General features: G+C 41.1%; 25 protein-coding genes and 1 pseudogene. 11 read left to right on the forward strand and 15 right to left on the reverse strand.

Annotation, left to right across the window (positions count from 1 at the left end):
• The 3 genes from NIAKO_RS23765 to NIAKO_RS23775 form a co-directional block, all read right to left on the reverse strand.
• On the reverse strand, positions 1-951 hold the full coding sequence (locus NIAKO_RS23765; protein ID WP_483310412.1) for a TolC family protein: 951 nt from the start codon (positions 949-951) through the stop codon (positions 1-3).
• Positions 952-1,447: 496 nt separating this feature from the next.
• Positions 1,448-2,725, reverse strand: coding sequence for a sensor histidine kinase (locus NIAKO_RS23770; RefSeq protein ID WP_014221007.1), 1,278 nt, complete (start codon positions 2,723-2,725; stop codon positions 1,448-1,450).
• Positions 2,722-3,396 (reverse strand): response regulator transcription factor, encoded by a 675-nt coding sequence (locus NIAKO_RS23775; protein ID WP_014221008.1) that lies wholly within the window; start codon positions 3,394-3,396, stop codon positions 2,722-2,724. The genes NIAKO_RS23770 and NIAKO_RS23775 overlap by 4 nt, the downstream gene beginning before the upstream one ends.
• 487 nt (positions 3,397-3,883) lie before the next feature.
• On the opposite strand from NIAKO_RS23775, the gene NIAKO_RS23785 reads away from it, so the two are divergent.
• Positions 3,884-4,339 carry a hypothetical protein gene (locus NIAKO_RS23785; protein WP_041347216.1) on the forward strand — a complete coding sequence of 152 codons (456 nt, stop codon included), beginning with the start codon at positions 3,884-3,886 and terminating at the stop codon, positions 4,337-4,339.
• A 457-nt stretch (positions 4,340-4,796) separates the two neighbouring features.
• Here the strand turns inward: NIAKO_RS23785 and NIAKO_RS23790 are convergent, their stop codons facing one another.
• A complete protein-coding gene (locus tag NIAKO_RS23790; protein WP_014221010.1) occupies positions 4,797-5,648 on the reverse strand; it encodes an SDR family oxidoreductase in 852 nt (283 codons plus the stop codon).
• A gap of 151 nt (positions 5,649-5,799) precedes the next feature.
• On the opposite strand from NIAKO_RS23790, the gene NIAKO_RS23795 reads away from it, so the two are divergent.
• The 10 genes from NIAKO_RS23795 to NIAKO_RS23835 all read left to right on the forward strand — a co-directional run bounded on the left by NIAKO_RS23795 (position 5,800) and on the right by NIAKO_RS23835 (position 14,002).
• Positions 5,800-6,147, forward strand: a complete 348-nt coding sequence (locus tag NIAKO_RS23795; protein ID WP_014221011.1) for a winged helix-turn-helix transcriptional regulator — start codon at positions 5,800-5,802, stop codon at positions 6,145-6,147.
• A gap of 110 nt (positions 6,148-6,257) precedes the next feature.
• A complete protein-coding gene (locus NIAKO_RS23800) occupies positions 6,258-7,115 on the forward strand; it encodes an alpha/beta fold hydrolase (RefSeq protein WP_014221012.1) in 858 nt (285 codons plus the stop codon).
• Between the two features lie 183 nt (positions 7,116-7,298).
• Positions 7,299-8,192: an NAD(P)H-binding protein gene (locus tag NIAKO_RS23805; protein WP_014221013.1), complete on the forward strand. Its 894-nt coding sequence runs from the start codon at positions 7,299-7,301 to the stop codon at positions 8,190-8,192.
• Between the two features lie 29 nt (positions 8,193-8,221).
• Positions 8,222-8,455: an EthD family reductase gene (locus NIAKO_RS39815; protein ID WP_394365516.1), complete on the forward strand. Its 234-nt coding sequence runs from the start codon at positions 8,222-8,224 to the stop codon at positions 8,453-8,455.
• A gap of 27 nt (positions 8,456-8,482) precedes the next feature.
• Positions 8,483-9,379 carry a helix-turn-helix domain-containing protein gene (locus NIAKO_RS23810; protein ID WP_014221014.1) on the forward strand — a complete coding sequence of 299 codons (897 nt, stop codon included), beginning with the start codon at positions 8,483-8,485 and terminating at the stop codon, positions 9,377-9,379.
• Positions 9,380-9,388: 9 nt separating this feature from the next.
• On the forward strand, positions 9,389-9,976 hold the full coding sequence (locus NIAKO_RS23815; RefSeq protein WP_014221015.1) for a Crp/Fnr family transcriptional regulator: 588 nt from the start codon (positions 9,389-9,391) through the stop codon (positions 9,974-9,976).
• An 85-nt stretch (positions 9,977-10,061) separates the two neighbouring features.
• Positions 10,062-10,814 carry an SDR family oxidoreductase gene (locus NIAKO_RS23820; protein ID WP_041347218.1) on the forward strand — a complete coding sequence of 251 codons (753 nt, stop codon included), beginning with the start codon at positions 10,062-10,064 and terminating at the stop codon, positions 10,812-10,814.
• Between the two features lie 151 nt (positions 10,815-10,965).
• Positions 10,966-11,715 (forward strand): SDR family oxidoreductase, encoded by a 750-nt coding sequence (locus tag NIAKO_RS23825; protein WP_014221017.1) that lies wholly within the window; start codon positions 10,966-10,968, stop codon positions 11,713-11,715.
• Positions 11,716-11,729: 14 nt separating this feature from the next.
• Positions 11,730-12,830, forward strand: a complete 1,101-nt coding sequence (locus NIAKO_RS23830) for a Gfo/Idh/MocA family protein (RefSeq protein WP_014221018.1) — start codon at positions 11,730-11,732, stop codon at positions 12,828-12,830.
• An 11-nt stretch (positions 12,831-12,841) separates the two neighbouring features.
• A complete protein-coding gene (locus tag NIAKO_RS23835) occupies positions 12,842-14,002 on the forward strand; it encodes an alkene reductase (RefSeq protein WP_014221019.1) in 1,161 nt (386 codons plus the stop codon).
• A 306-nt stretch (positions 14,003-14,308) separates the two neighbouring features.
• On the opposite strand, the gene NIAKO_RS23840 is transcribed toward NIAKO_RS23835, so the two are convergent.
• From NIAKO_RS23840 to NIAKO_RS23890, 11 genes and pseudogenes are all read right to left on the reverse strand, one after another.
• The gene (locus tag NIAKO_RS23840) at positions 14,309-14,812 is read right to left on the reverse strand and encodes a DinB family protein (RefSeq protein ID WP_014221020.1); all 504 of its coding nucleotides are present in this window, start codon (positions 14,810-14,812) and stop codon (positions 14,309-14,311) included.
• A gap of 94 nt (positions 14,813-14,906) precedes the next feature.
• Entirely contained in the window at positions 14,907-15,767 is an 861-nt protein-coding gene (locus NIAKO_RS23845; RefSeq protein ID WP_014221021.1) for a helix-turn-helix domain-containing protein, read from the reverse strand.
• Between the two features lie 423 nt (positions 15,768-16,190).
• Positions 16,191-16,529: pseudogene (locus NIAKO_RS37125) on the reverse strand (cupin domain-containing protein); the annotation flags it as partial.
• A gap of 112 nt (positions 16,530-16,641) precedes the next feature.
• The gene (locus NIAKO_RS23855) at positions 16,642-16,893 is read right to left on the reverse strand and encodes an SDR family oxidoreductase (protein ID WP_207622470.1); all 252 of its coding nucleotides are present in this window, start codon (positions 16,891-16,893) and stop codon (positions 16,642-16,644) included.
• A 111-nt stretch (positions 16,894-17,004) separates the two neighbouring features.
• Positions 17,005-17,397 (reverse strand): DUF4267 domain-containing protein, encoded by a 393-nt coding sequence (locus NIAKO_RS23860; RefSeq protein ID WP_014221025.1) that lies wholly within the window; start codon positions 17,395-17,397, stop codon positions 17,005-17,007.
• 72 nt (positions 17,398-17,469) lie between these two features.
• Entirely contained in the window at positions 17,470-18,048 is a 579-nt protein-coding gene (locus tag NIAKO_RS23865) for a Crp/Fnr family transcriptional regulator (RefSeq protein WP_107685735.1), read from the reverse strand.
• Positions 18,049-18,111: 63 nt separating this feature from the next.
• Positions 18,112-18,849, reverse strand: a complete 738-nt coding sequence (locus NIAKO_RS23870; protein WP_014221027.1) for a helix-turn-helix domain-containing protein — start codon at positions 18,847-18,849, stop codon at positions 18,112-18,114.
• 566 nt (positions 18,850-19,415) lie between these two features.
• Positions 19,416-19,637 (reverse strand): aldo/keto reductase, encoded by a 222-nt coding sequence (locus NIAKO_RS23875; RefSeq protein ID WP_014221028.1) that lies wholly within the window; start codon positions 19,635-19,637, stop codon positions 19,416-19,418.
• 17 nt (positions 19,638-19,654) lie between these two features.
• The gene (locus NIAKO_RS23880; protein WP_049815597.1) at positions 19,655-19,858 is read right to left on the reverse strand and encodes a DUF2255 family protein; all 204 of its coding nucleotides are present in this window, start codon (positions 19,856-19,858) and stop codon (positions 19,655-19,657) included.
• A 33-nt stretch (positions 19,859-19,891) separates the two neighbouring features.
• The gene (locus NIAKO_RS23885; protein WP_014221029.1) at positions 19,892-20,305 is read right to left on the reverse strand and encodes a (R)-mandelonitrile lyase; all 414 of its coding nucleotides are present in this window, start codon (positions 20,303-20,305) and stop codon (positions 19,892-19,894) included.
• A complete protein-coding gene (locus NIAKO_RS23890) occupies positions 20,302-21,276 on the reverse strand; it encodes an alpha/beta hydrolase (protein WP_207622471.1) in 975 nt (324 codons plus the stop codon). Before NIAKO_RS23890 ends, NIAKO_RS23885 begins: the two co-directional genes overlap by 4 nt.
• Positions 21,277-21,313: the final 37 nt, after the last annotated feature.

A 21,313-nucleotide genomic window follows, 5' to 3' on the forward strand; every position in this document is an offset into this window, starting at 1 on the left:
TTACTTAATTTCATTTAAGAAAATATGCTCATCACCTTTTACTACGGCTTGCAACAACAAAGCCTTCCATGCATCCCAATATGAAGTCTTGACATCTAATTCGGCTTTCAATAAATTGTACTGAGCCTGTATTAAATCAGGGAAGTTTGCCAAACCAGTATTATATCTTGTTTGCATAGCCTTAAATGCATACTGTCCTGTTTTTAACTGCTGTTGCGTTTGTGTTGCAATGGCTAAACTGCTGTTGAATGTCGTATTGGCAATGTTTTGTTGGGTAGTTAGTGCCAGCTTACTATCTTCTATTTTTTCCTTTGCTGCTTTTGTTATAAACTGTTGCTGCTGTAATTGCCTTTTAACTTCGCCGTATTTCATAATTGGAAAAGCAAGCTGTACGCCTGCTCCATAGTTAAAACGGCTTAATTGCAACCCATCCCATGTTTTTATATCATCGCTATTATTACCGGATTGAAATCCCGAACCACGAGCAAATCCGGTACCCCAAACACTTAGCTTTGGTAAGTACGACTTTTTCAACAGCCGCTCTTTAGATTCACTTAACAGTACCTGGCTTTGTCCGAGCTTAATAACAGGTACATTGGAAAAAGAAGTATCATTTGAAATTCCTGCTACCGGCAATTGACCCAGAAAAGCAGTATCAACAGGAACAGGTAAGTTTTTAGTTACTATTAATTGTTGTAATAATAATTGATATACCTGCAATTGCTTTTGTGCATTCAGTAAATCAACAGATGCTTTTGACAATTCTGACAAAAATAAAGCAGTGTCAACACCCGGTTTAATGCCTGTATTGGAAAGCACCCGGCTTTGTTTCAGGTTCGCCTGAACCCTTTCTAAATTATGGGTATGAATGGCGACTACATCATAAGCCAGTAACAAATCAAGATACGCGCTGATAATATTTATTTTATGCTGAAAGAGCGCCTGTTCCAATTCTGACTTTTTCGAATTTGCCTCAGCCGTTGATACATTTATCTGTGCCTCTTTTTGACCGAAGGTTACCGCCTGCCAGTTTAATAATATACTGGCTGCGCTCCCGGTAGCCGGGCTGTAGTTGTTCCCCGAAGAAGGCGGGCCGCTCATGGGTAAAATACCGTAGGGGTAAAATATTCCGGTGAGGTTATTGGCTGTACTTAAACCTGCCTGGTAAGTGGCATCAATGGTGGGAACCCTGGTATTATACTTTGCAACGTTTATATTTTGAACGGCTGCATCGGATTCATATTTTATAGATATTAATAGGGGGGCCCGGTCCTGGCCTAAAAGCACAGCGTCTTTTAAGTGAACCAGCGTATCGTCCTGTATTTGGGCATGGGCACTGGTATAAAAGAATAATGCCACGGCCAGCTTGTACATTACAATTTTTTTGTATTGCATTCTATACAATTCAATAATTGAAGGCAAAGCTAACTGACGATTTTGGAGAAATTTAGGCAGCCTGACTGTTAAAAGTTACTGTAACCTGGTGCCATCCGTTACCATACTTATAGGTAACCCTGAAATGATATAGGTTGCAGATTTGCTTAACAAGAGCAAGCCCCAAACCAGTGGTTTTTGTGTGATGAGAGCCTTTTTTAAATCGATCAAATAATTCATCGGGGTCTATATCCAAATGGGTGCCTGTATTTTCAATAAAAAGGCTGCTTTGGGATAATGAAATGTTTATCTTTCCCTCCGATTGATTGTGTTCAATGGCATTCTTTATAAGATTTGAAATCAGTACTTCAATTAAAACACGGTTGGCATTTATATAAATATCGTTTTCAATTGAATTACTTAAGACGGGGAACTCTTCATAGTGATTTTTAAAATCATCAACTGCTTTTAAAAGCAATTTCGAAATATCAATGGCTTCTGTTTCAGGAAACTGATTATTCTCAATTTTTGCCAATAACAGTAAGGTGCGGTTCATTTGACTTAACCGGTTATTGGCTTCTGTAATATCTGCTATCAGGGAAGCATTTTTCTCAGTAAGGTTAGGCTGGTTAATAAGCAATTCCAGTTTCGAACGGATGATAGCCAAAGGTGTTTGCATTTCATGGGAGGCGTTTTCTACAAACTGCTTTTGATTGTGATAGGCCGTATTTACCCGGTTTATAAGTTCAGTAATTACTTTATTTAACTCATTAAATTCAGTGGTTCCCGTTTCTGCAGGTAATGTTAGCGATTCATTTCGCGTTACATCAAAAGTGTTTATTTTTTGCATACTTCCAAAAAAGGGCTTCCATAGTAAACCGGAACTTTTTCGATTTAAAACAATAATAGCTATAAGAAGTAATGCGAGAATAATGGCCTCCGTAACAAATATTTTTATGGTCAGGTGTGCAAATTCCGTGAAAGATACGTAGGTTGTAATAAGGTAATTTTTACCATTCCATTGAAGCCGACTTGTTAATTTCTTAAAAGGAAGTACTTTTCGCGCGGTAGCATTATACATAGCGGTGTCGCGCGGCTCATTCAGATCAATACTATTAATGGCTCCATCATCAAGTATATCGTATTCCCCCGGAATATGCCGGTTAAATGATCCAGTGGCAGCTATAAAAGCATTCCATACATTATTTTGCTTAAGTAGTAATTGCTTTTCCTGCATGTGATGCGTATGCTTCAACAGCATAAGGTAAAATGCCAGTGAGCAAACCAATAAAACTAATGGCAGCCAGATGAGTAAAAAACGGGTATTTCTTTGTAATAGTCGTCTGTTCATAATGACAATTTGTAACCTAAGCCGTAAACCGTTAGAATCAATTCGTCGCAGCCCTTATCTTTTAATTTTTTTTTCAGATTTTTCATATGCGAATAAACAAAGTCGAACGAAGGCATATTATCAGCCTGATCGCCATAAATATGTTCTGCAATCGCCTGTTTACTTACAACCCGGTTTTTATTATTAAGCAGATATACTAACAAGTCGTATTCATTTTTTGTAAGAGGAACAGGTTGTTTGCTACACGTTACAGTGCGGGACAATAAATCTAATTGCAGCTTACCTAATTCAAGCATGTTAGCGCCCTTTGCATATTTCCTGCGGATCAGGGCTTTTATCCTGGCATTTAATTCCGATAAATGAAAAGGTTTGGTTATATAGTCGTCAGCGCCATAATTCAGCCCGGTAACCTTATCGTCCAGTGATCCCCTGGCTGAAATTATGACCACACCGTCTTCTTTTTTGTTCTGCCGTAAGTATTGCAGCAGATTTAAACCGCTGCCATCGGGCAAATTTATATCGAGGATAATGCAATCGTAATTAAAAATCTCAATCTTTTCTATTGCAGCGGCATAGGTAGTCACCCCTTCACAGAGGTAATCTTCCTGCGTAAAATACTCCTGTATACTTTGTAGCAGGCTGGTTTCATCTTCTACTACCAACAGCTTCATTTATTAAATTTACTGCTAAAGTAATTGGTAAATTTGGAGAAATTCTGCCAATCACAATTTGATTCTTAACCCCCAAAAGCGATGGCCAAAGAACCTGATTTTAAAATGCGCCCCAATTTCTCCGGGGTTCTCATTAAAATCACATGGACACACGATTGGGTCGGGACAACTGGCCAGATTTCTAATCTGTTGATAAAGAATTTACAGGAAATTCAACAGCTTACACATATATTAAATCTCGAAAACTGCAATCAGACTTAATGTAAGATAACCTTATTAGCCCCTACAAATTTCCGGAGAACCATGACGAATCAGCATGCCATTGTCGAAACGGAATTATACCTTGCACGAGCCTAAAATATATGGTTAAACGTCATTTTGCCCGATATGTCTGCGCAGAACGAACGTTTAAAATTAGCAACGCCTGATTTTCAGGTCCCACAATAAAGCAATAAATTCACAGTTATATTTAACAAATTAAATACCTATGCTCCTATATAAAGCCGGTTTCAGATTATTCCTTTTAATGGTTAGCATTTTTATGATAAGTCAGCAATGTATTTATGGGAATAAAGTGCACGTAGCCGGTGACCCGGTTAATAATAGGATAATAGTAGATACACTTCCAGGTAATTGTTCAAAAAACGAGGAGATTGAGAAAATAATCAACGATGCCATTTCCCTTGGAGCGCCCATCTACAATGAAGGATTACATATTGCCTGTTATCGCATTTATGAGTGGGCTGGTTATAAAATTTTGTATGAATATGGCAAAACCTGTAAGGAAGTTGAAAAGATATTAAAATCTGCTATTGAAAAATCACATGGCGATTATTCCGATATAGAAAAAGCGTGGCTGATGCGGGCAGCGTTTGATAAAATTCTGGGCGTGCCTACAAGAATGGGGGAATCGGAAAAGGGTACTGTTCCCCGCAGGGGATGAGGAATGGGGACAATTCTCACAAGGTGAACAAATAAGAAATTTCGTTCGGGATGAGTTTAAAGAAAGATTATATCCTGAAGATTTGGATGACTTCGAATCCCATATTACTTGATCCCTATGGCTTCTAAAAAATAATTCCCCTTTCTCTAAAGGTTCTCCCCCCGCATTTCTGTGAGCTTTTTTTTGTGGTTTCAAAATGGATTCGAACTGCTCTAAGCTATTCGAAATAAGCATTATGAAGCTTTTGCTAAGATTGAATTTAGAATTGTTTAAATTAAAAAAACCCTCAAATCCAACGATCTGAAGGGTTCATTTTTGATGTCGGGCCCGCTGGTCAAGTCTAACCTGCTTTTGGAAGATTTGATGAGATTCAGAGATTTAAGTATATAAAATTACAAATCTTTGCCATTTTTAATTTGTCCATATCCATGGGAACAATGACCCAATGCCGGGTGATTTAAAAGCCGTATTGCGCAAGCCAGCGTCCTTTAATTTCAGAGGTGACTTTATCAAATTCAATATCAAGTCCGTTTGCACTTGGATCTACCTGCGTTCTCAGCGGGCGCTTACCTTTTTCGGTATTGACTAATTTTAAAGCAGCATCCGCTACGAGTTGTGGATTGGGCTTGTTTTTATCCAATATAGAAATAAAAGTATCACCAATCGCTTTGTTCATAGCTGCGGTCTCAGCACCATACGAATCTATGATTTGTTGACGATCGGCATGCACACCAGCTTTTGCCCATAGTTCGGTAGCAAATGCGCCCGGTTCAATAAGTACATTTTCGATTCCTTGTCCAATCAGCTCTCCATAAGAACCTTCAACCAGGCCCTCCAACGCAAATTTAGAGGCATTATAAGGCACCTGAAACGGAGGAGAGATGCGTCCGACTCCGCTTGAAATATTGATGATCAATCCATTCTTTGCTTTCCTCATCAATGGTAAGATCTCGCTGGTTACCCTTAATACCCCAAACATATTTACCTCAAATAACTTTTTAAATTGCTCCAGGCTATACGCCTCCAAAATTCCCCCACCATAAACGGCAGCATTGTTTATCAGAACATCGATAGTTTGGTGTTTATCTATAATCTGAGCTATGGCAGTTTTCACAGAATGGTCGTTGGTTACATCGAGCTCAATAACATGTACGCCAGGGAGAGCGCCTAAAGAACTTGCAACGTTTTTGTTAGCTGATGTAATGTTGCGCATCGTGGCAATTACGGTATGTCCGGCCTCTGAAAATGTCTTTACCATGAGTGCACCAAAACCTGTGCTGCTCCCTGTTATTACAATTACTTTGTTCATCGCTTTTATTATTTAAATTACTTTTGTTACATAAAGGAACTATAAGGAATTGAAATAGTAGTTAAACGAGCCTGAAATAGTAGTTACAAATACGTAACTCTTGGAACGAAAGTGGTTACATTATGGTAACTGTAACAGTAAATAATACAACATGCCAAGAATAGATTCAAACCCCAATAGCTGCCCGGTAACAAGAACGTTAGGTTATATTGGCGGTAAATGGAAGCCTTTAATTTTAATCTTCCTGATAGAAAGACCGGAACGTTTTGGGAAGCTCGCAGTATTGCTGCCTATTTCAAGAAAAATATTGACTGAACAACTTCGTGAAATGGAGGAGGATGGACTGATTCTCAGACGTAGTTATAGCGAAAAGCCACCTCGTGTTGAATATGAAATTACTGAAAGGGGAAAGTCATTGATCCCTATTTTAGATGCAATGAAAGTATGGGGAAATGAAATTAAAGAAGATGTAAAAAGGGCTTTGCCCGCCACTGACTAAGATAAATGTTGAAATATTTCACCTGAATTTCTTGTAGTTCTTCATTTTTCGGCTGCACCTGCTGACGGAATTTTGACCTATTAAATCATAATAGGAAAAAGAAGACTATCATGAATACGCAAACACATCAAATAGCGGTTACACAGTTTGTAAAAGCCGCTGGCATCAATTTCGCTTACCGCCGTTTCGGGAAAAAAGGGAGTGTTCCATTAGTATTATTTCAGCACTTTACCGGCAACCTGGATAACTGGGACCCACTGGTCATTGATGGCCTGGCCGCCGAACGTGAAGTGATCCTGTTTAACAATCGTGGTGTAGCCAGCACGGAAGGTGAAGTGCCGTTGACTTACGGCGCTATGGCCACAGACGCCATTGCTTTTATTGAAGCGCTTGGTTTGAAACAGGTCGATGCATTGGGTTTTTCGATGGGTGGAGGCGTTGTGCAGGAGTTAGCCTTACAAAAACCTTCACTGGTACGTAAGATCATCCTGGTTGGTATTGCACCAAGGAATGGAGAGCATATGCAACAATTATCACCGGAAGCGCAGGCTATTTTCGGCAAGCAACGCGAAAACCCCGATGAACTTTGGCTGGACGTTTTTTTCTCACCTTCTGAGACCAGCCAGGCGGCAGGCCGTAAATTTCTGGAACGCTACCGGGCGCGCACGAACGACAGAGACGCTGCTATCAATGAAAGAGTGGCTGGTAATCAGCTAACAGCCATTGGAGAATGGGGACAGCCATCGGTGGCAGGCGAAGAGCGATTTGCCTACCTGCGCAATATTAAGCAGCCTGCACTGGTAGTTAACGGCAACAATGATATCATCGTGCCTACCATCAATTCCTACCACCTGCAGCAATATCTTCCCAATGCTACGCTGATATTGTTTCCTGATTCTAATCACGGGTCACAATATCAATATCCTGAAGAGTTTCTGCAATATGCTAACAGCTTTTTAAATAAATAGCAAAAACAGGCGTGGTCACGTAAGGTGACATTGCAGGGCTATGGTACTTACGACCATAGCCCATGTTGTTTAGAAAAAGGAGCGGGTTAATGGTAACAACGTATTTGTATCAGACAAACCTCCTTTTGTATACTTCTCTCCATGACCGCAGGAATAATTTTGAAGGATAAAATATTAAGATGTATGAGCAAATTCGTGATAACCGGGGCAGCAGGAAATGTTTCCAAACCCCTCACTGAGATCTTATTAAGCAAAGGTCATAAGGTTACCGTCGTGGGCCGCAACCCTGCTAACCTGACGCAACTGGTAAAGCAGGGAGCAACCGCAGCCATCGGTGACTTGGCCGATGCGGAGTTCTTATCCCGCACGTTTAAAGGCGCTGACGGTGTATACCTGATGTTGCCGCCAAGCTGGGATAAACCCGATCTGAAGAAACTGGGCACCGACCTTGGCAAGGTGTTTACCACAGCGATCAGGGCGGCTCAGATAAAAAATGTTGTATTCCTAAGTAGTTATGGTGCACATCGTTTGCACGACGCGGGTGCTATTAGTGGTATGGGGCTAACAGAAGTGGAGTTGAATACACTGGAAGGGGTGAATGTATTACATCTTCGGGCGGGCTACTTTTATACAAACCTGTTGTTATCCATCAACCTCATCAAAGAACAAGGCATCATGGGTAATATGTTTAATATACCTGCCGGCACATTTACAGTGGTAGACCCAAATGATATTGCCGTGGCAGCTGCAGATGCACTTATTCATCAGAACTTCAAAGGGCATTCCTTTCAATATGTGGTGAGCGATGAGAGCGGTACCGATGAGATCGCTTTTGTGATCGGTCGCGAGATTGGTATACCCGATTTGAAATGGGTGAAGTTTCCGGCAGCAGATCTCAAAAATGTTTTGCTTAAATACGGGTTTGAGCAAGGTGCGGCGAACGATTATGTTGAAATGTTTACTACGCTGGACAGCGGGCTGTTATTTGAGGATTATGTAGCGGGAGGCCATAAAGCATCCGGTACCAGTATAGAGCAGTTTGCCAAAACGTTTGCAAAGGCTTATAAGCAGATTTAAACAAATAACAATATGCCTGTCTGGATAGTATCACGCTGGATAAAGGGCTTTCAGGTCTGCCCGGTCAACCACCGGTCTATGCAGTAAGCTGCCACATCTTTAGTGACTCAATGGACATCTTTCTAAGTGCGTTTCCAAAGCATGTGGAAGCGCTGGAGGCAGACGTCCCCTATTTTACAGATATACGTTCAGCGGTGCAGATCAGCGAAGTGGTTACCCCTGGTATTCGATATTGGCAGGTTTGGTTATGCGTGCCAGATTGATCATGGATCAAACTATTAACTATTGTTATGAAGCATTATAAAACGATCAATGAACTAACCAAAACCAACGGCTATCCTCCCTCGGAACACCCGTTGGTCGGTTTGCTGACCTGTCGGGAATTGGTAGCCTGTTCCATTGGAGAAAGTGAGTTTACCAGCGACTTTTATATCATCGCACTTAAGAAGATTAAATCCGGTTTATTTAACTATGGAAGGACGCGGTACGATCACGATAACGGCAGTATGTATTTTACAAGGCCCCGGCAAGTGGTGGAGATCAACAATATTGAGACAGCGGAAAAGGCATTTGTGATTATGATCCATGAAGACTTTTTCATCAGTCATCCATTGCATGAGGAAATCAGAAAATACGGATTTTTTGATTATGAGATCAACGAGGCCTTACACCTGTCGGCAAATGAAGAGCAGATCATGTGGGAGATCTATCGCAAAATTGAGCGCGAGGTCAATAATAACCAGGATGAATACAGCCGGGATATTATTCTGGCCCATGTAGATTCCCTGCTAAAATATTCGCAGCGTTTTTATAAGCGGCAGTTTATTAACCGGGTGGTTTTGTCTGGTAAACTGGCAACCCGCTTTACGGCACTGCTGGCGGGTTATTTTGACCAGAAACTACACCTTAGCCAAGGCCTTCCTACGGTAAAGTTTATGGCTGCTGAGTTAAATACATCCACCCGTTATTTGACGGATCTGCTGAAAGAACAGACTGGCAAAACCGCGCTGGATCATATTCATTCCTTTTTAATTGAAGAAGCAAAGAACATGCTGCGCAGTACAGACAATACGGTTGCAGAAACAGCTTACCAGTTGGGTTTTGAGAACCCTCCCTACTTTTCAAGGCTTTTTAAAAAAGAAACTGGTGTTAGTCCTAACCAATACCGGGAACAATTTTTAAATTAGCCTTTAACTATGGAAGAATTTCTGCCCATCATCAACTATGTTTCCCGTCATATTAGTCTCACAGAAGAGGACAAAGAGTATTATGCTTCCCTGCTTCGGTTAAAGAAGGTTAAAAAGAAGCAATACATTGTACAGCCTGATTTTGTTTGTAATCATCGTACCTATATCGTCAAGGGGGCGATGCGGTCCTTTTTGATCGATGCAGATGGGCAGGACCATACTGTGGCGTTAGGTATCGATGATTGGTGGATCGCTGATTTCAACAGTTTTTTCTACCGGCAGCCTGCTACCCTATTTGTTGAAGCACTGGAAGATAGCACACTGATCCAGATCTCTTACGACGATGAACAAAAGCTGCTGGAAGAGCGACCCAGGTTTGAAAAGTTCTATCGTATCCTTGCGCAGAATGGCTATGCCCACTTGCAAAAGCGCATCCTTTCGGATATCAGCCTGAAGGCTGCTGATCGTTATGAAAACTTCCTGAGCCGCTATCCTGCATTGGCCGCTCGTATCCCGCAATATGCATTAGCGTCCTACCTTGGTATTTCCCATGAGCTCTTAAGTAAGATCCGTAACAAGCGGGCAAAGAAAAGTTGAACAACTTCAACTGAATTTCTTGTTCTTCTTCATTTTTAAGCCTGTGTAATAAGTGGAACTTCGATCTATCAAATCGGAAGTTCACATGAAACAGTTAGCAAACAAGATCGCAGTTGTTACCGGTGGTAATAATGGTATAGGTTTGGCAGTGGCCAGATTATATGCGAGTGAAGGTGCTAAGGTGGTGATCACAGGACGCAACCCGGTATCTATTCGTAGTGCGGTGGCTTTGATAGGCCATGGTGCCGGAGGCCTGGTCAGCGATGCAAGTAATATTGGCTGTTTAACGCAGACGTTTGAAGACATTACCACGAAATTTGCAGGCAAGATCGACATCCTGGTAGTAAATGCCGGCGTGTATATTCCTGCACCGTTTGCACAGTATACTGAGGAAATGTTTGATGAAACAAGCGACATCAATTTCAAGGGTGCTTTTTTTACTGTGCAGTTCGCACTTCCTTTTCTCAATAATGGTGCATCTATCATCCTAACCGGTGCTACGGTTGCGGAGACGGCAACGATAAACGGCGCTGCTTTTGCAGCTTCAAAAGCAGCGCTTCGTTCTCTGGCAAGAAGTTTTTCTGCGGAACTGTTAAGCCGTGATATACGTGTCAATGTCATCTCACCAGGCCCCACCGATACAGCTATGTTCGAAAGAAGTATGCACCGCGTAGTGCAGGCGGGCGGAACAAAAAAACATTGGCTTACACGTTCGCCCCTGAAAAGACTGGCAAGCACGGAAGAGGTTGCCAAGGCCTATCTCTACCTGGCTTCTGATGCGTCGCGCTATATGCTGGGTGCAGAGATCGTGATTGATGGCGGTGACAGAACGATATAGCGTTTCATAGTTATTTATCCTCACAATTCATAAAGTATGCAGGCATGGCAGAAAAAGTTGAAATACTTCACCTGCATTTCTTGTTCTTCTTCATTTTTCCTGCTGCCTATTAAGCGGAGCTTTGGTGTATTAAAACAACAAATATTCTCAGATGAAAAAGTTAGAAAATAAGGTAGTTGTTATCACAGGTGGTAACAGCGGTATCGGATTATCCACAGCGGTCCTGTTTGCCCAGCAAGGTGCCAAAGTAGCGATCACAGGTCGTAATCAGTCTTCTATCGACAGCGCTGTAAAAACTATTGGCCATGGAGCTATTGGTATTGTAAGCGATGTATCTGACCTGAAGAACATTGACAAGGCTTACAAAGAGATCCATAGCAAACTCGGTAAAGCAGATGTGTTGATCGTGAATGCAGGGATATTTCTGGCGGCACCACTGGTCGATTTTACAGAAGAGCTATTTGATCAGGTCAGCGACGTAAACTTCAAAGGAGCTTTCTTTTCTGTACAGAAAGCATTGCCTTACCTGAATGATGGAGCGTCTGTAGTACTGACATCTACTGCGCTTAACGAAAAAGGATTGGGCATTGCTGCTGCCTATTCTGCATCGAAGGCTGCAGTACGTTCTTTAGCCAGAAGTTTTTCAGCCGAATTAGTAGGCAGAAATATCCGGGTGAATATTTTATCTCCCGGCCCGATAGATACACCCATTTTCGCCAGAGGCGGTCGCTCAAAGGAAGAAGTGGATGGCAGTAAGAATTATTTCGCAAGTACCAATCCCACCAAGCGCCTGGGCACCTCTGAAGAGATCGCTGAAGGGTTTTTATACCTGGCCTCTGATGCTTCCAAATATGTGGTAGGCTCAGAACTGGTAATTGACGGAGGCGTAAAAGCTTTATAATAAAAGAAATAAAAATGAAACAGCGTTTGAAGATTCGTGTCGGCATTATTGGGGCGGGCAATTGGGCAAACTACGGTCATATCCCTTCGATGATTTTATTACCTGACTACGAGGTGGTAGCCATACAAAGTCGCAGATCCGAGGCATCTCAAACAGCTGCGTCAAAATTCGGCATCAGGACTGTTGCTGAATCGGTGGAAGAATTGGTGAATAACCCGGAAGTAGATATGGTTGCAGTTTTAACCACTGCGCCTCAGCACGAAGAAGGAGTGAGGGCCGCCATTGCCGCCGGAAAGGATGTATACTCAGAATGGCCATTTACTACGAGTACGCAAAAGGCGGAAGAATTACTTGAACTGGCGAAAAAAGCAGGGGTAAGACATACCATTGGCCTGCAGCGACGACTGTCGCCGACGAACCGATACATTGCAGATCTGATCAGGGATGGCTTCATTGGTAAGTTACGATCAGTGAGATTGCATGTGAGCATGAATTATCTCCAGGCCGTTCGAAGCAAATCATTGCGTTGGACTGCGCCTCCGAACGATTTCTCGCATACAATTGCCATCTATGGAGGCCACTTCCTGGATGCCCTTTTTCAAACAGTGGGGCACCCGGTGAGCCTTTCAAGTACGCTGGTTAATCAGTTTGCGGAAGTCACCATCGCCGAAACCGGGGAAAAAATCCAAACGAATGTTCCTGATCAACTGGTATTAAACGGACAGTTCGCCGGAAATGCGGTGTTCTCCGTTCATATTGAAGGGGGCAAGCGCAACAATTCGGGCGTACAGCTGGATATTACCGGGGATGAGGGCGATCTGAAGATTACCAACGTTTCGGCATTCGGTGGTGTCGGGGAGGATTATTTGATTGAAGGGGTTCACGGCGACAATCTGCCTCTCAATGTATTGTCGATCCCTGATTCCTATTTCTGGGTAAAGAAAGCCGACATGGGCTCGGGAGCGCTCGAATTGACGAATCTTTACTATGCCTTCGCCGAAGACGTAAAGAATGGCACACATACAACCCCAACTTTCGAAGACGCCGTTAAAATGCATAAGTTCTTTGATTTGATGAACGAATCTTCAGAAAAGGGGAAAACCATAAAACAATAATCAAATAATTAATGGAAACATCAAATAAAAGATCAAAAGGTCTATCGGATGCCAAATTGTTTTCGCCGGTAAAGATCGGCGCAATAGAATTAGCCCATCGTGTTGTAATGGCTCCTTTAACACGAATGCGAACGGATGATGGCGGAATTCCAAACGATTTAATGGCTCAATATTATAGTCAACGAGCCACTACAGGGGGATTCATCATTGCAGAATCTACGCTGGTCTCAACGAACGGGCAAGCATACCGTGGTGCCCCGGGAATTTATAATAAAGCGCAGACCGAAGGCTGGAAAAAAATCTCCAACGCGATCCATGCCCAGGGCGCCAAGACTTTTTTACAACTTTGGCACGGCGGTAGAATGGCACACAGTGATCTATTGCCCGATGGCGGGCAGCCAATCGGTCCGTCAGTTGTTGCGCATGACGCCCTCGCTTTTACGACCGAATGGGTCCCTGCTACTCCCAATAAGGCAGCGACCATCGAGGAGATACAAGCAATCGTACGTGATTTTCGGGTGGCCGCCGAAAACGCGAAGGCAGCGGGTTTTGATGGCATAGAACTTCATGGCGCCAATGGTTATCTTATCGACCAATTTTTACAGGATGGATCAAATAAGAGAACAGATGAATACGGCGAATCCATCCCCAACCGGGTCCGTTTATTGATGGAAGTGGTCACTCAAATGGTCGCTGTCTTTGGCGGCGACCGGGTTGGGGTTAGACTGGGGCCAAGCGGTACATGGGGAGGGATGTCCGACAGTGATCCTGTTGCGCTCTTTACCTATACGGTGGAACAACTTAATAAATTTGGGCTGGCCTATCTGCATCTGATCGAACCGAGGATATTTGGTAGTTTTGATAGAGAAGATCTGGTTGTGCCAATTGCAGCAGCTCAACTGCGAAAGGTATTTAAAGGGCCAATAATTGCTGCCGGCGGCTTTCAAGGTCAGGAAGCGGCGGACATCATCGAAAAAGGGGACGCAGATCTGGTAGCATTCGGCAGGCATTTCATAGCCAACCCTGATTTGGTAAACCGACTTCGCAATGAATTTCCGCTAAATCCCTACGACCGACCTTCTTTTTTTGGCGGCGACGCACGTGGATATATTGATTATCCATATTATGATGAAAAAGCCAGCACTCTTTTAACCGAAAGCATCGCAGGTTAGAAAACATAAGATAGATATCCTATTAAACGAAGGTGTCTCAAAAGTAATTTTGAGGCACCTTTTCATTTTCAGTTTTTAGGGGCGGTTTATCCCCAAAAGCATTGTATAACTAAACACATTGGTGGTTTAGTAATAAGCTTTCGTCGTGTTGTTTTTAAGGGTATGGCAAGAGGCAAAACATTAACAGTTGTATTTATAAGCAACTTCCAATAGCCTTTGATGGAAGTTGGAAGTCTATAAACATTCCCATTTCATTTAAATCATGATCAATTATTCCTGTCGATCATATTTCAGCGGATTTTAGCCTCAGATTTGATTCAACTGAAAAAAAGTCGCCATATCAATGGAAGATAGGTTAAAAAAGCCAGCCTGGCGCAGCAACGTTACCAATTGACCCCGATGGTAAGTAGAATGATTTATGGCATGTGCTACAGTTTGCCAAAACGCCATTTGACCTGTACGGCTGCTTTTAGGGTATTTGAAGCTGACAGTTTGTAAATAATTACTTTCCGGGTAACTGTCAACTATAATCTTGATATCGGCAGATGACTTATTCCAAATTTCAAGTAATTTATTTTTTGTTCCTGCGAATTCTGCAGCTAGAAATACCGGTTTCGGAATATTTGTCCAATGATCGACCCAATACTTTTCTGCGCTGACGATGTGAATCGCTGTTTGCCTTATACTGCTGAAGCTACTGGGGATCACTTGCTCCCATCGTTCATCGCTGATTTGATGCAGCCATTCCATTACTTTGCTATCCGCCCAATGATTGTAATTCCCTATTTGCATGAGATAATTCCTGTTCATAATTTCTTCTTTTTTGTTTTAATGATGGATCAAAATTAGTTGAGAAGAAACGGCAGGATCAATAGATAGTCGTTCAAAAAGTGTAGCTACACGTTCAAATAGATAATTGGTACTGTTTAGGCGTTACTCCATAAATTTGCTTGAAGGACTGAATAAAACTTGATAAATTCTCATAGCCAAGTTCAGAATATATCTCACTAGCCTTACGGTCGTTCCTGCGCAACATTTCTGCCGCCCTTTCCATTCTTTTTTCCAGCAGCCATCTGTTTGGACTGTTGCCATAAAGGCGGCCAAACCGGCGCTTGAAAGTAGACAGGCTCATGTTGCATAAAAAGGCAAGTTCTTCAACAGTTATGCTATTAGTGATATGTGATGTCACTGCTTCACGTATCAACCGATCATCATTTGCTTCATAGTGCATATTCCGGATTCGTTGAACCTGTCCTGGAAATTGCACGGCAAGGTATACGAGCAATTCATCCAGTTTGATCTTTTGCAACTGAGGATGAACAGGTTTATCACCAATAAGCATACAATCAAGAGAACGGGTAAAATTGATTAGGAATTCATCCTTTTCAAACAACAGGAATGGATGTTGATCAGAAGTTTTTGCGTGTCCGTTGATTAAGGAAGCATACCGGTCAAAAAAATCGGACAGAAATTTATTGTTGAAGAAAATAAGAATGCTATGGTAACCAACTCCAAGTGAGGCAATCTTTTCGCTCATTAAGCAATTTCCGGCAGCCAACATTACAAATTGATGAGGTTTTACATTGACCTGCGCACCCGCAAAATGAACCGTTTTTTCGCCGTCGAGCAGGAAGGTAATCAGGTTTCTCGGCAGTGTTATCATTGCTCTGGGAGCAGGTATTCCTGAGCGATAACGAATGATGGAAATTTCATCATCATCCTGATTAGACAACTGCGAATTAGCGGGTGAAGAATTTACGTCCATTGGAAGGCCAATTGAACAAAGATAGAATAATATTTATTCAAATTAAAAAACCTTCAAATTCAACGATTTGAAATGTGACTAAAATATATTATTACAAATTTTGACAGTAAAACTGCACAAACTTAGACTGTGCTCCTTCTGAATGCTTCCAATCTTTCATTTCCATTGAATTATTGGCTTTTTTGCCGTTCGTAACAGACCCCCAAGATTCACAATGGAAATGAAAAAAGGCTTATAAACCGCTGGAGTTATAAGCCTTTGAGATGCTTTTTATCATCCGTTTAGTTGGGACAACAGAACATGTTACTCCAACAAATAAAAGAATTGTGGGCGTTTGTAAGCCTCAATCCTGATTTTATTCACTAAAGGCTATGTTAATTTCTTTTTCCATACTTGCGCATTTCTTTAAAACGAAAAAGTCGTTTATTTGTCCAGATAATTAGGGGGATATACTACCAGACCGTATTTTTCAGCAATTGCCATTAGTTTTTTCAACTCCTTTTCATCTGGATGCAGCGGTGGCAAAAACTCTCCGGGCTGAACCGGAGTTCCAATTTCCTTAAAAAATTCGTCTAACCCTGCCGGTATAACAGTACATAACAAGTGAGCAACTGCATGGCTGGTATTTTTAAAACTATGTATTGCACCTCCTTTCGGAATATTTATCAAATCACCCCTTTTGGCTACATATTTCCCGGCCTCCGTTTTAAATTCGACCTCGCCATCAACGACATAAAAAGATTCGTGGAATGACGCATGTGCATGGGGTGGCGGCTTTTATATTGTCACTCATAATTTTGTTTTATAATCAGATTTTTATTAAAAATGATAAAAAGTTCCTGCACCAAAAAATGCAGGAACAATCACCAGGTTATTAAAACATGATCCCACCGCTAACTTCAATGCGTTGTGCATTGAGGTATCGACTGTCATCAGATAAAAGTGATGCAACAAAATAACCTATATCTTCGGCTTCTCCCAAACGACCCAAGGCTATTGCCGCAGCAATTTGCTGACGGTGGGCTTCATCACCCTTTCCTCCACCGAACTCCGTATCAATAGCCCCCGGTGCTACGATCAAATCACCACAACGAATTATTAATAAATCGTATGTATATCGCAGCAAACAAGGTATTAGAATGCCAGAGTGTTTTTAGCCTGGAAGAAATATCTAGCTCAACTGACACTTTTTTTATCAGTGTCAGCAACATTGGTCAGTTTGATGGAACCCTGTGTTTTATTTTTTGGGGGCGGAAGATTTATTCATTAGCAAAATAGTACCAAATAAGGAACAAACGATAATGGCAGATATATGAGGCATTGCCTGGGCTATACCATTATATTCTTTCCCCAAAACAATTAGCATGTCTGCAATCGGGATAATTGTTCCTGTTACCAGGATTATGCCTAATGCTTTTATTTGCTTACCCAGTATGAGAACACATATAATTATACCTGAAAAGAGGTCACGGATACCTTTTATGTAATGAAAAGAGTAGTTCCCCTGTTCGTTGAAGTGAATGCCATAACCAGCCTCGGCTATGTCTGGAGAAAGGAGAAATCTTGATCCAATAAAAATCATTCCTAAACCTGTCAGGAAGGCGATGGCGATAGATATTTTTCTTGTCATAATTTTAATGTTTTAATTATGACTCAAATTTCTACAACCTGCATTCTGCATTCATGCACCTGGGTTAATTAATTAAATTTGAGTGGAAATCCTTTTGCGAATTCGGCTAAGAGATTGCGGTTTTACCCCCACATACGACGCAATATGATATTGGGAAATCCTTTGCTGTAGGCCTGGATGCTTTTTTAAGAATTTTTCATACCTGTATTCAGGGGTATCAATATAAAATGAAGTAAGGCCTTGCAGTGTCTGTATAAAAACCTGTTCAATAACAAGCCTTCCCAACTTTTCGCCCTCCCTAATATTTCTGTAAAGTATTTGCAGGTCGTCAAAAGAAATTTGCAAAATTTCGCAGTCTTCCAAGGCCTGAATGATTTTTGTTGAAGGTGCTTTAGGTATAAAACTTTCATAGTTGCAGATAAAACTATTTTCCTGTGCAAAATCGTATGTTCTATCCTCCCCTTCGTGATTGATATAATATCGCATTATACCTTTTACTATAAAACCAACGTACTTACATGTCTGTCCCTCTGCTAAGAAGAAATCGCCTTTTTTGACAGATCTTTCTTTAAAAAGCTCTTTTAAAATATCTATCTCTTTTAAATCTAATTCAATAAAGAATTGTATACTGGTTATAAGTTGATCTATCATGCTTATAGTGTGTTGGGTATAATTATCCCTCCCAGCGTTCATGCAATGTGAGGTATTTTCGGTTCAATAAACCTGTATTAAATCACTGTTATATTTTAGAGCTTTGGGTGGCATGCCAAACATTTCATACATGTACTTATTCAGTTGGGGCAGGTCATAAAACCCTGTATCATAAGCAATATCAGTGAGGCTTCTATCTTTTTCAGTAAGCGCAAGATATATGACTTGGCGCAACCTTGTCCACAGTAAATATTTTGACAAACTACTGCCTGTTTGTTCTTTGAACAAAGAAGCCAATCGGGATGGAGAAAGGAAAACCAAATCAGCAAATGTTTGTGGTGTTATGTCTTGTTTAAAAAAATTATCCTTTATGTATTCAACAATTTTTGATATCCTTTCATCATAATTAAGGGTGGGCAATTTTGCAAGCAAAGCATTGATGATTGTGTAAATATCAAAAGTGTCCTTCTCTGTTTGAAAAAAAGTACTTGTTTCTGTTGGTGAGTTAAAAATGATATAATCTTGATCGGCATTGAACCTGCTTGAAAGCTCCAGGCCAATATTTGAATATGGCTCAATGTTTAAAACATTCAGGGTTCCTTTTTCTGCCACGCAAAAGTGTGGAACCTGGGGTTTAATCAAAAAGCCGTGAATGCGTTCACACAACTGGCCATTAATAGTTGAAGTGAAAGGAGTATCATTTGATAATACAATTTGATATGCAGAATGGTGATGAATTTCTACCGTAAGATTACGAGCTCTAATAGCAAGGATAAAAGGGTTGTTTATTTGCTTTTTCATTTTGTTTATTGCTTTAACAGATATCTGGACGATAACGATATTTATCAGGTGTTGATGGTTTCTTTCCTATTTGATAAAGGAGTATAATAAGAAATGGTGTGTGTGTCTTTCCTTTCCTTATAAAAAAGTAAGTTTTGCCTACTTAATCCTTTTCAAAAATTCTATACATCAGAGGTATTTAATAGTTGCTTTACCTAGATAGAATACAATCTTTATTTTAACAGCCGCTTCTTCATTAAAATTCCTAATGGCCTCCACCGGCACCTTTAACGTTTTCGCTATCTGCTCTAATGTTTCCGGTCAATCGTTTCTTCGTTTGCAGTAGAGAAACACTTTGCTGACTAACGCCAAGTTCGCCCGCTAGTGTTTCCTACTTTACCTGTAATATTTCCTTTATATGCTTTACGGCCCTTTCTTGATGTACTTTTTCAGGCATATTGATAGTTATCATGTTTCAAATGTATGGAATTTAATGTATTGCTTATCCACTATCCACGTGGATAGTTAAAAGAAAAAAAGTAGCAAAAAAAAGAAAAGGTAATAATAGTAGTAATTGTAAATCAAGCTTAAATACATCCAGGTCGTGTCCTACGGACAGGCTCCATTAATCCTTCACCAACGCCCCTTTCATTCCCGTATGCCTGGGCAGTATCAATATGGCGGTAGCCAATTATTGCAGCATCCTTCACTGCCTGTGCTACATCTTTATCATTTATAAACCAGGTTCCAAGACCAAGTTTTGGAATTTCAACACCATTAGATAATGTATAACTTTCTTCTAAAATCATAATTAAACCTATTTTAATTAAACTGGAATTATTTTAACTGTAGCTGCACGGGCACGACTACTAACCATAGGTAACAAATACGAGCTACTGATATATTTCTTCTTATAGGCTTCATCAATAACAGACATCATGTCTTCTTGCACTTGTTCAAATCTCACAACCCTGATCATGCCTGCAGCAATAATCCGTCCCGCTTTTTGCTGCATTGCGGCTTTATTCATAGATATTGTTCTGAAATTAAAGTTCAATACCTTTTACTTTTTGTTGTACTCTTCATCCGTTACCGCCTTCAACCAATTCACCACACCTTTTTCTGTATTTACATTGATAGCAATATGGGTGAAGCGGCTTGTAGGTGAAGCTCCATGCCAATGCTCTACACCAGGTGGTATTCTCACAACATCCCCTACATAAAGTTTTTGAATAGGTTTTCCCTTTTCCTGATAATATCCTGTTCCTTCGGTACAAATAAGGATTTGACCAGCGGGATGCGTATGCCAATGGTTTCTTGCACCTGGTTCAAATACAACATTGCTGATTATCGTTGTTAAGGTATCGTCATTGGCCACAAGAGTCTTTACCCATGCAGCTCCTGCAAAATATTCCGGTGAAGCCTTATCACCTATTGGAAAAATGCTTCCCGTATCCTTGTTTTTATTTTCGTTCATGGTTTTTTCAGGTTTTTGATAAAAAAGTCTACCAATTTGTCAAATGGAATATCTTCTTCCTTATCGTATAAATCAGTGTGAACGGCATTAGGTATAATCATTAATTCTTTTGGCTCTGCTGCCTCTTTATAAGCATCTTCACTGAAATAACGTGAGTGGGCTTTTTCACCGGCAATCAACAAGACAGGACGGGGTGATATTTCCTTGATATACGTCAGGATGGGCATATTCATCAATGATATAGAACTGGTCATTGTCCATGCACCGTTTGAGTTAATAGATCTTGGGTGAAATCCCCGTGGCGTTTTGTAATAATCAAAATAGTCCTTCACAAATTGCGGTTCATTGCCCTGTAATTTTTGGGGCAAATTTGCTGTAGAGGGAGCTGGTGTTCCTTGCTGAGCATCCTGCCAACGCTGCTGAGATAATTGCTCCAGGGTTTTGGAGCGTTGCTCCGGTGTCACGATGTCGTTGTATCCCTTTGAGGTCACGCGACACATATCATACATGCTTGTGGTAGCAACCGCTTTTACTCTTTTATCAACAGCGGTAGCATTCAATGCAAAGCCGGCAAACCCACAAATGCCTATGATGCCAATACGCTCTCTGTCAACATTTTTTTGCAAACCTAAAAAATCCACTGCTGCACTAAAGTCTTCAGTGTTGATGTCAGGCGAAGCAACGTTCCGTGGCTCTCCACTGCTTTCACCTGTATAAGATGGATCAAAAGCAAGGGTAACAAATCCACGTTCTGCCATTTGATTAGCGTATAGTCCCGAAGATTGTTCTTTCACAGCACCAAAAGGGCCACTGATGGCGAGTGCCGCTAAATTTTTACCACTACTATCTTTGGGAAGATATAAATCACCCGCCAATGTAATTCCATAACGATTTTTGAATGTTACTTTCTGTCTTGTTACCTTATCGTTTAGCTGAAATGTGTAATGTTCTGATTGCGCTGTTTGATTCATTTTACTTAGTTTTTTTGTTTGGGCAAAAGCCTGTCCT

Source organism: Niastella koreensis GR20-10 (genome assembly GCF_000246855.1).
GTDB classification, from domain to species: Bacteria; Bacteroidota; Bacteroidia; order Chitinophagales; family Chitinophagaceae; genus Niastella; species Niastella koreensis.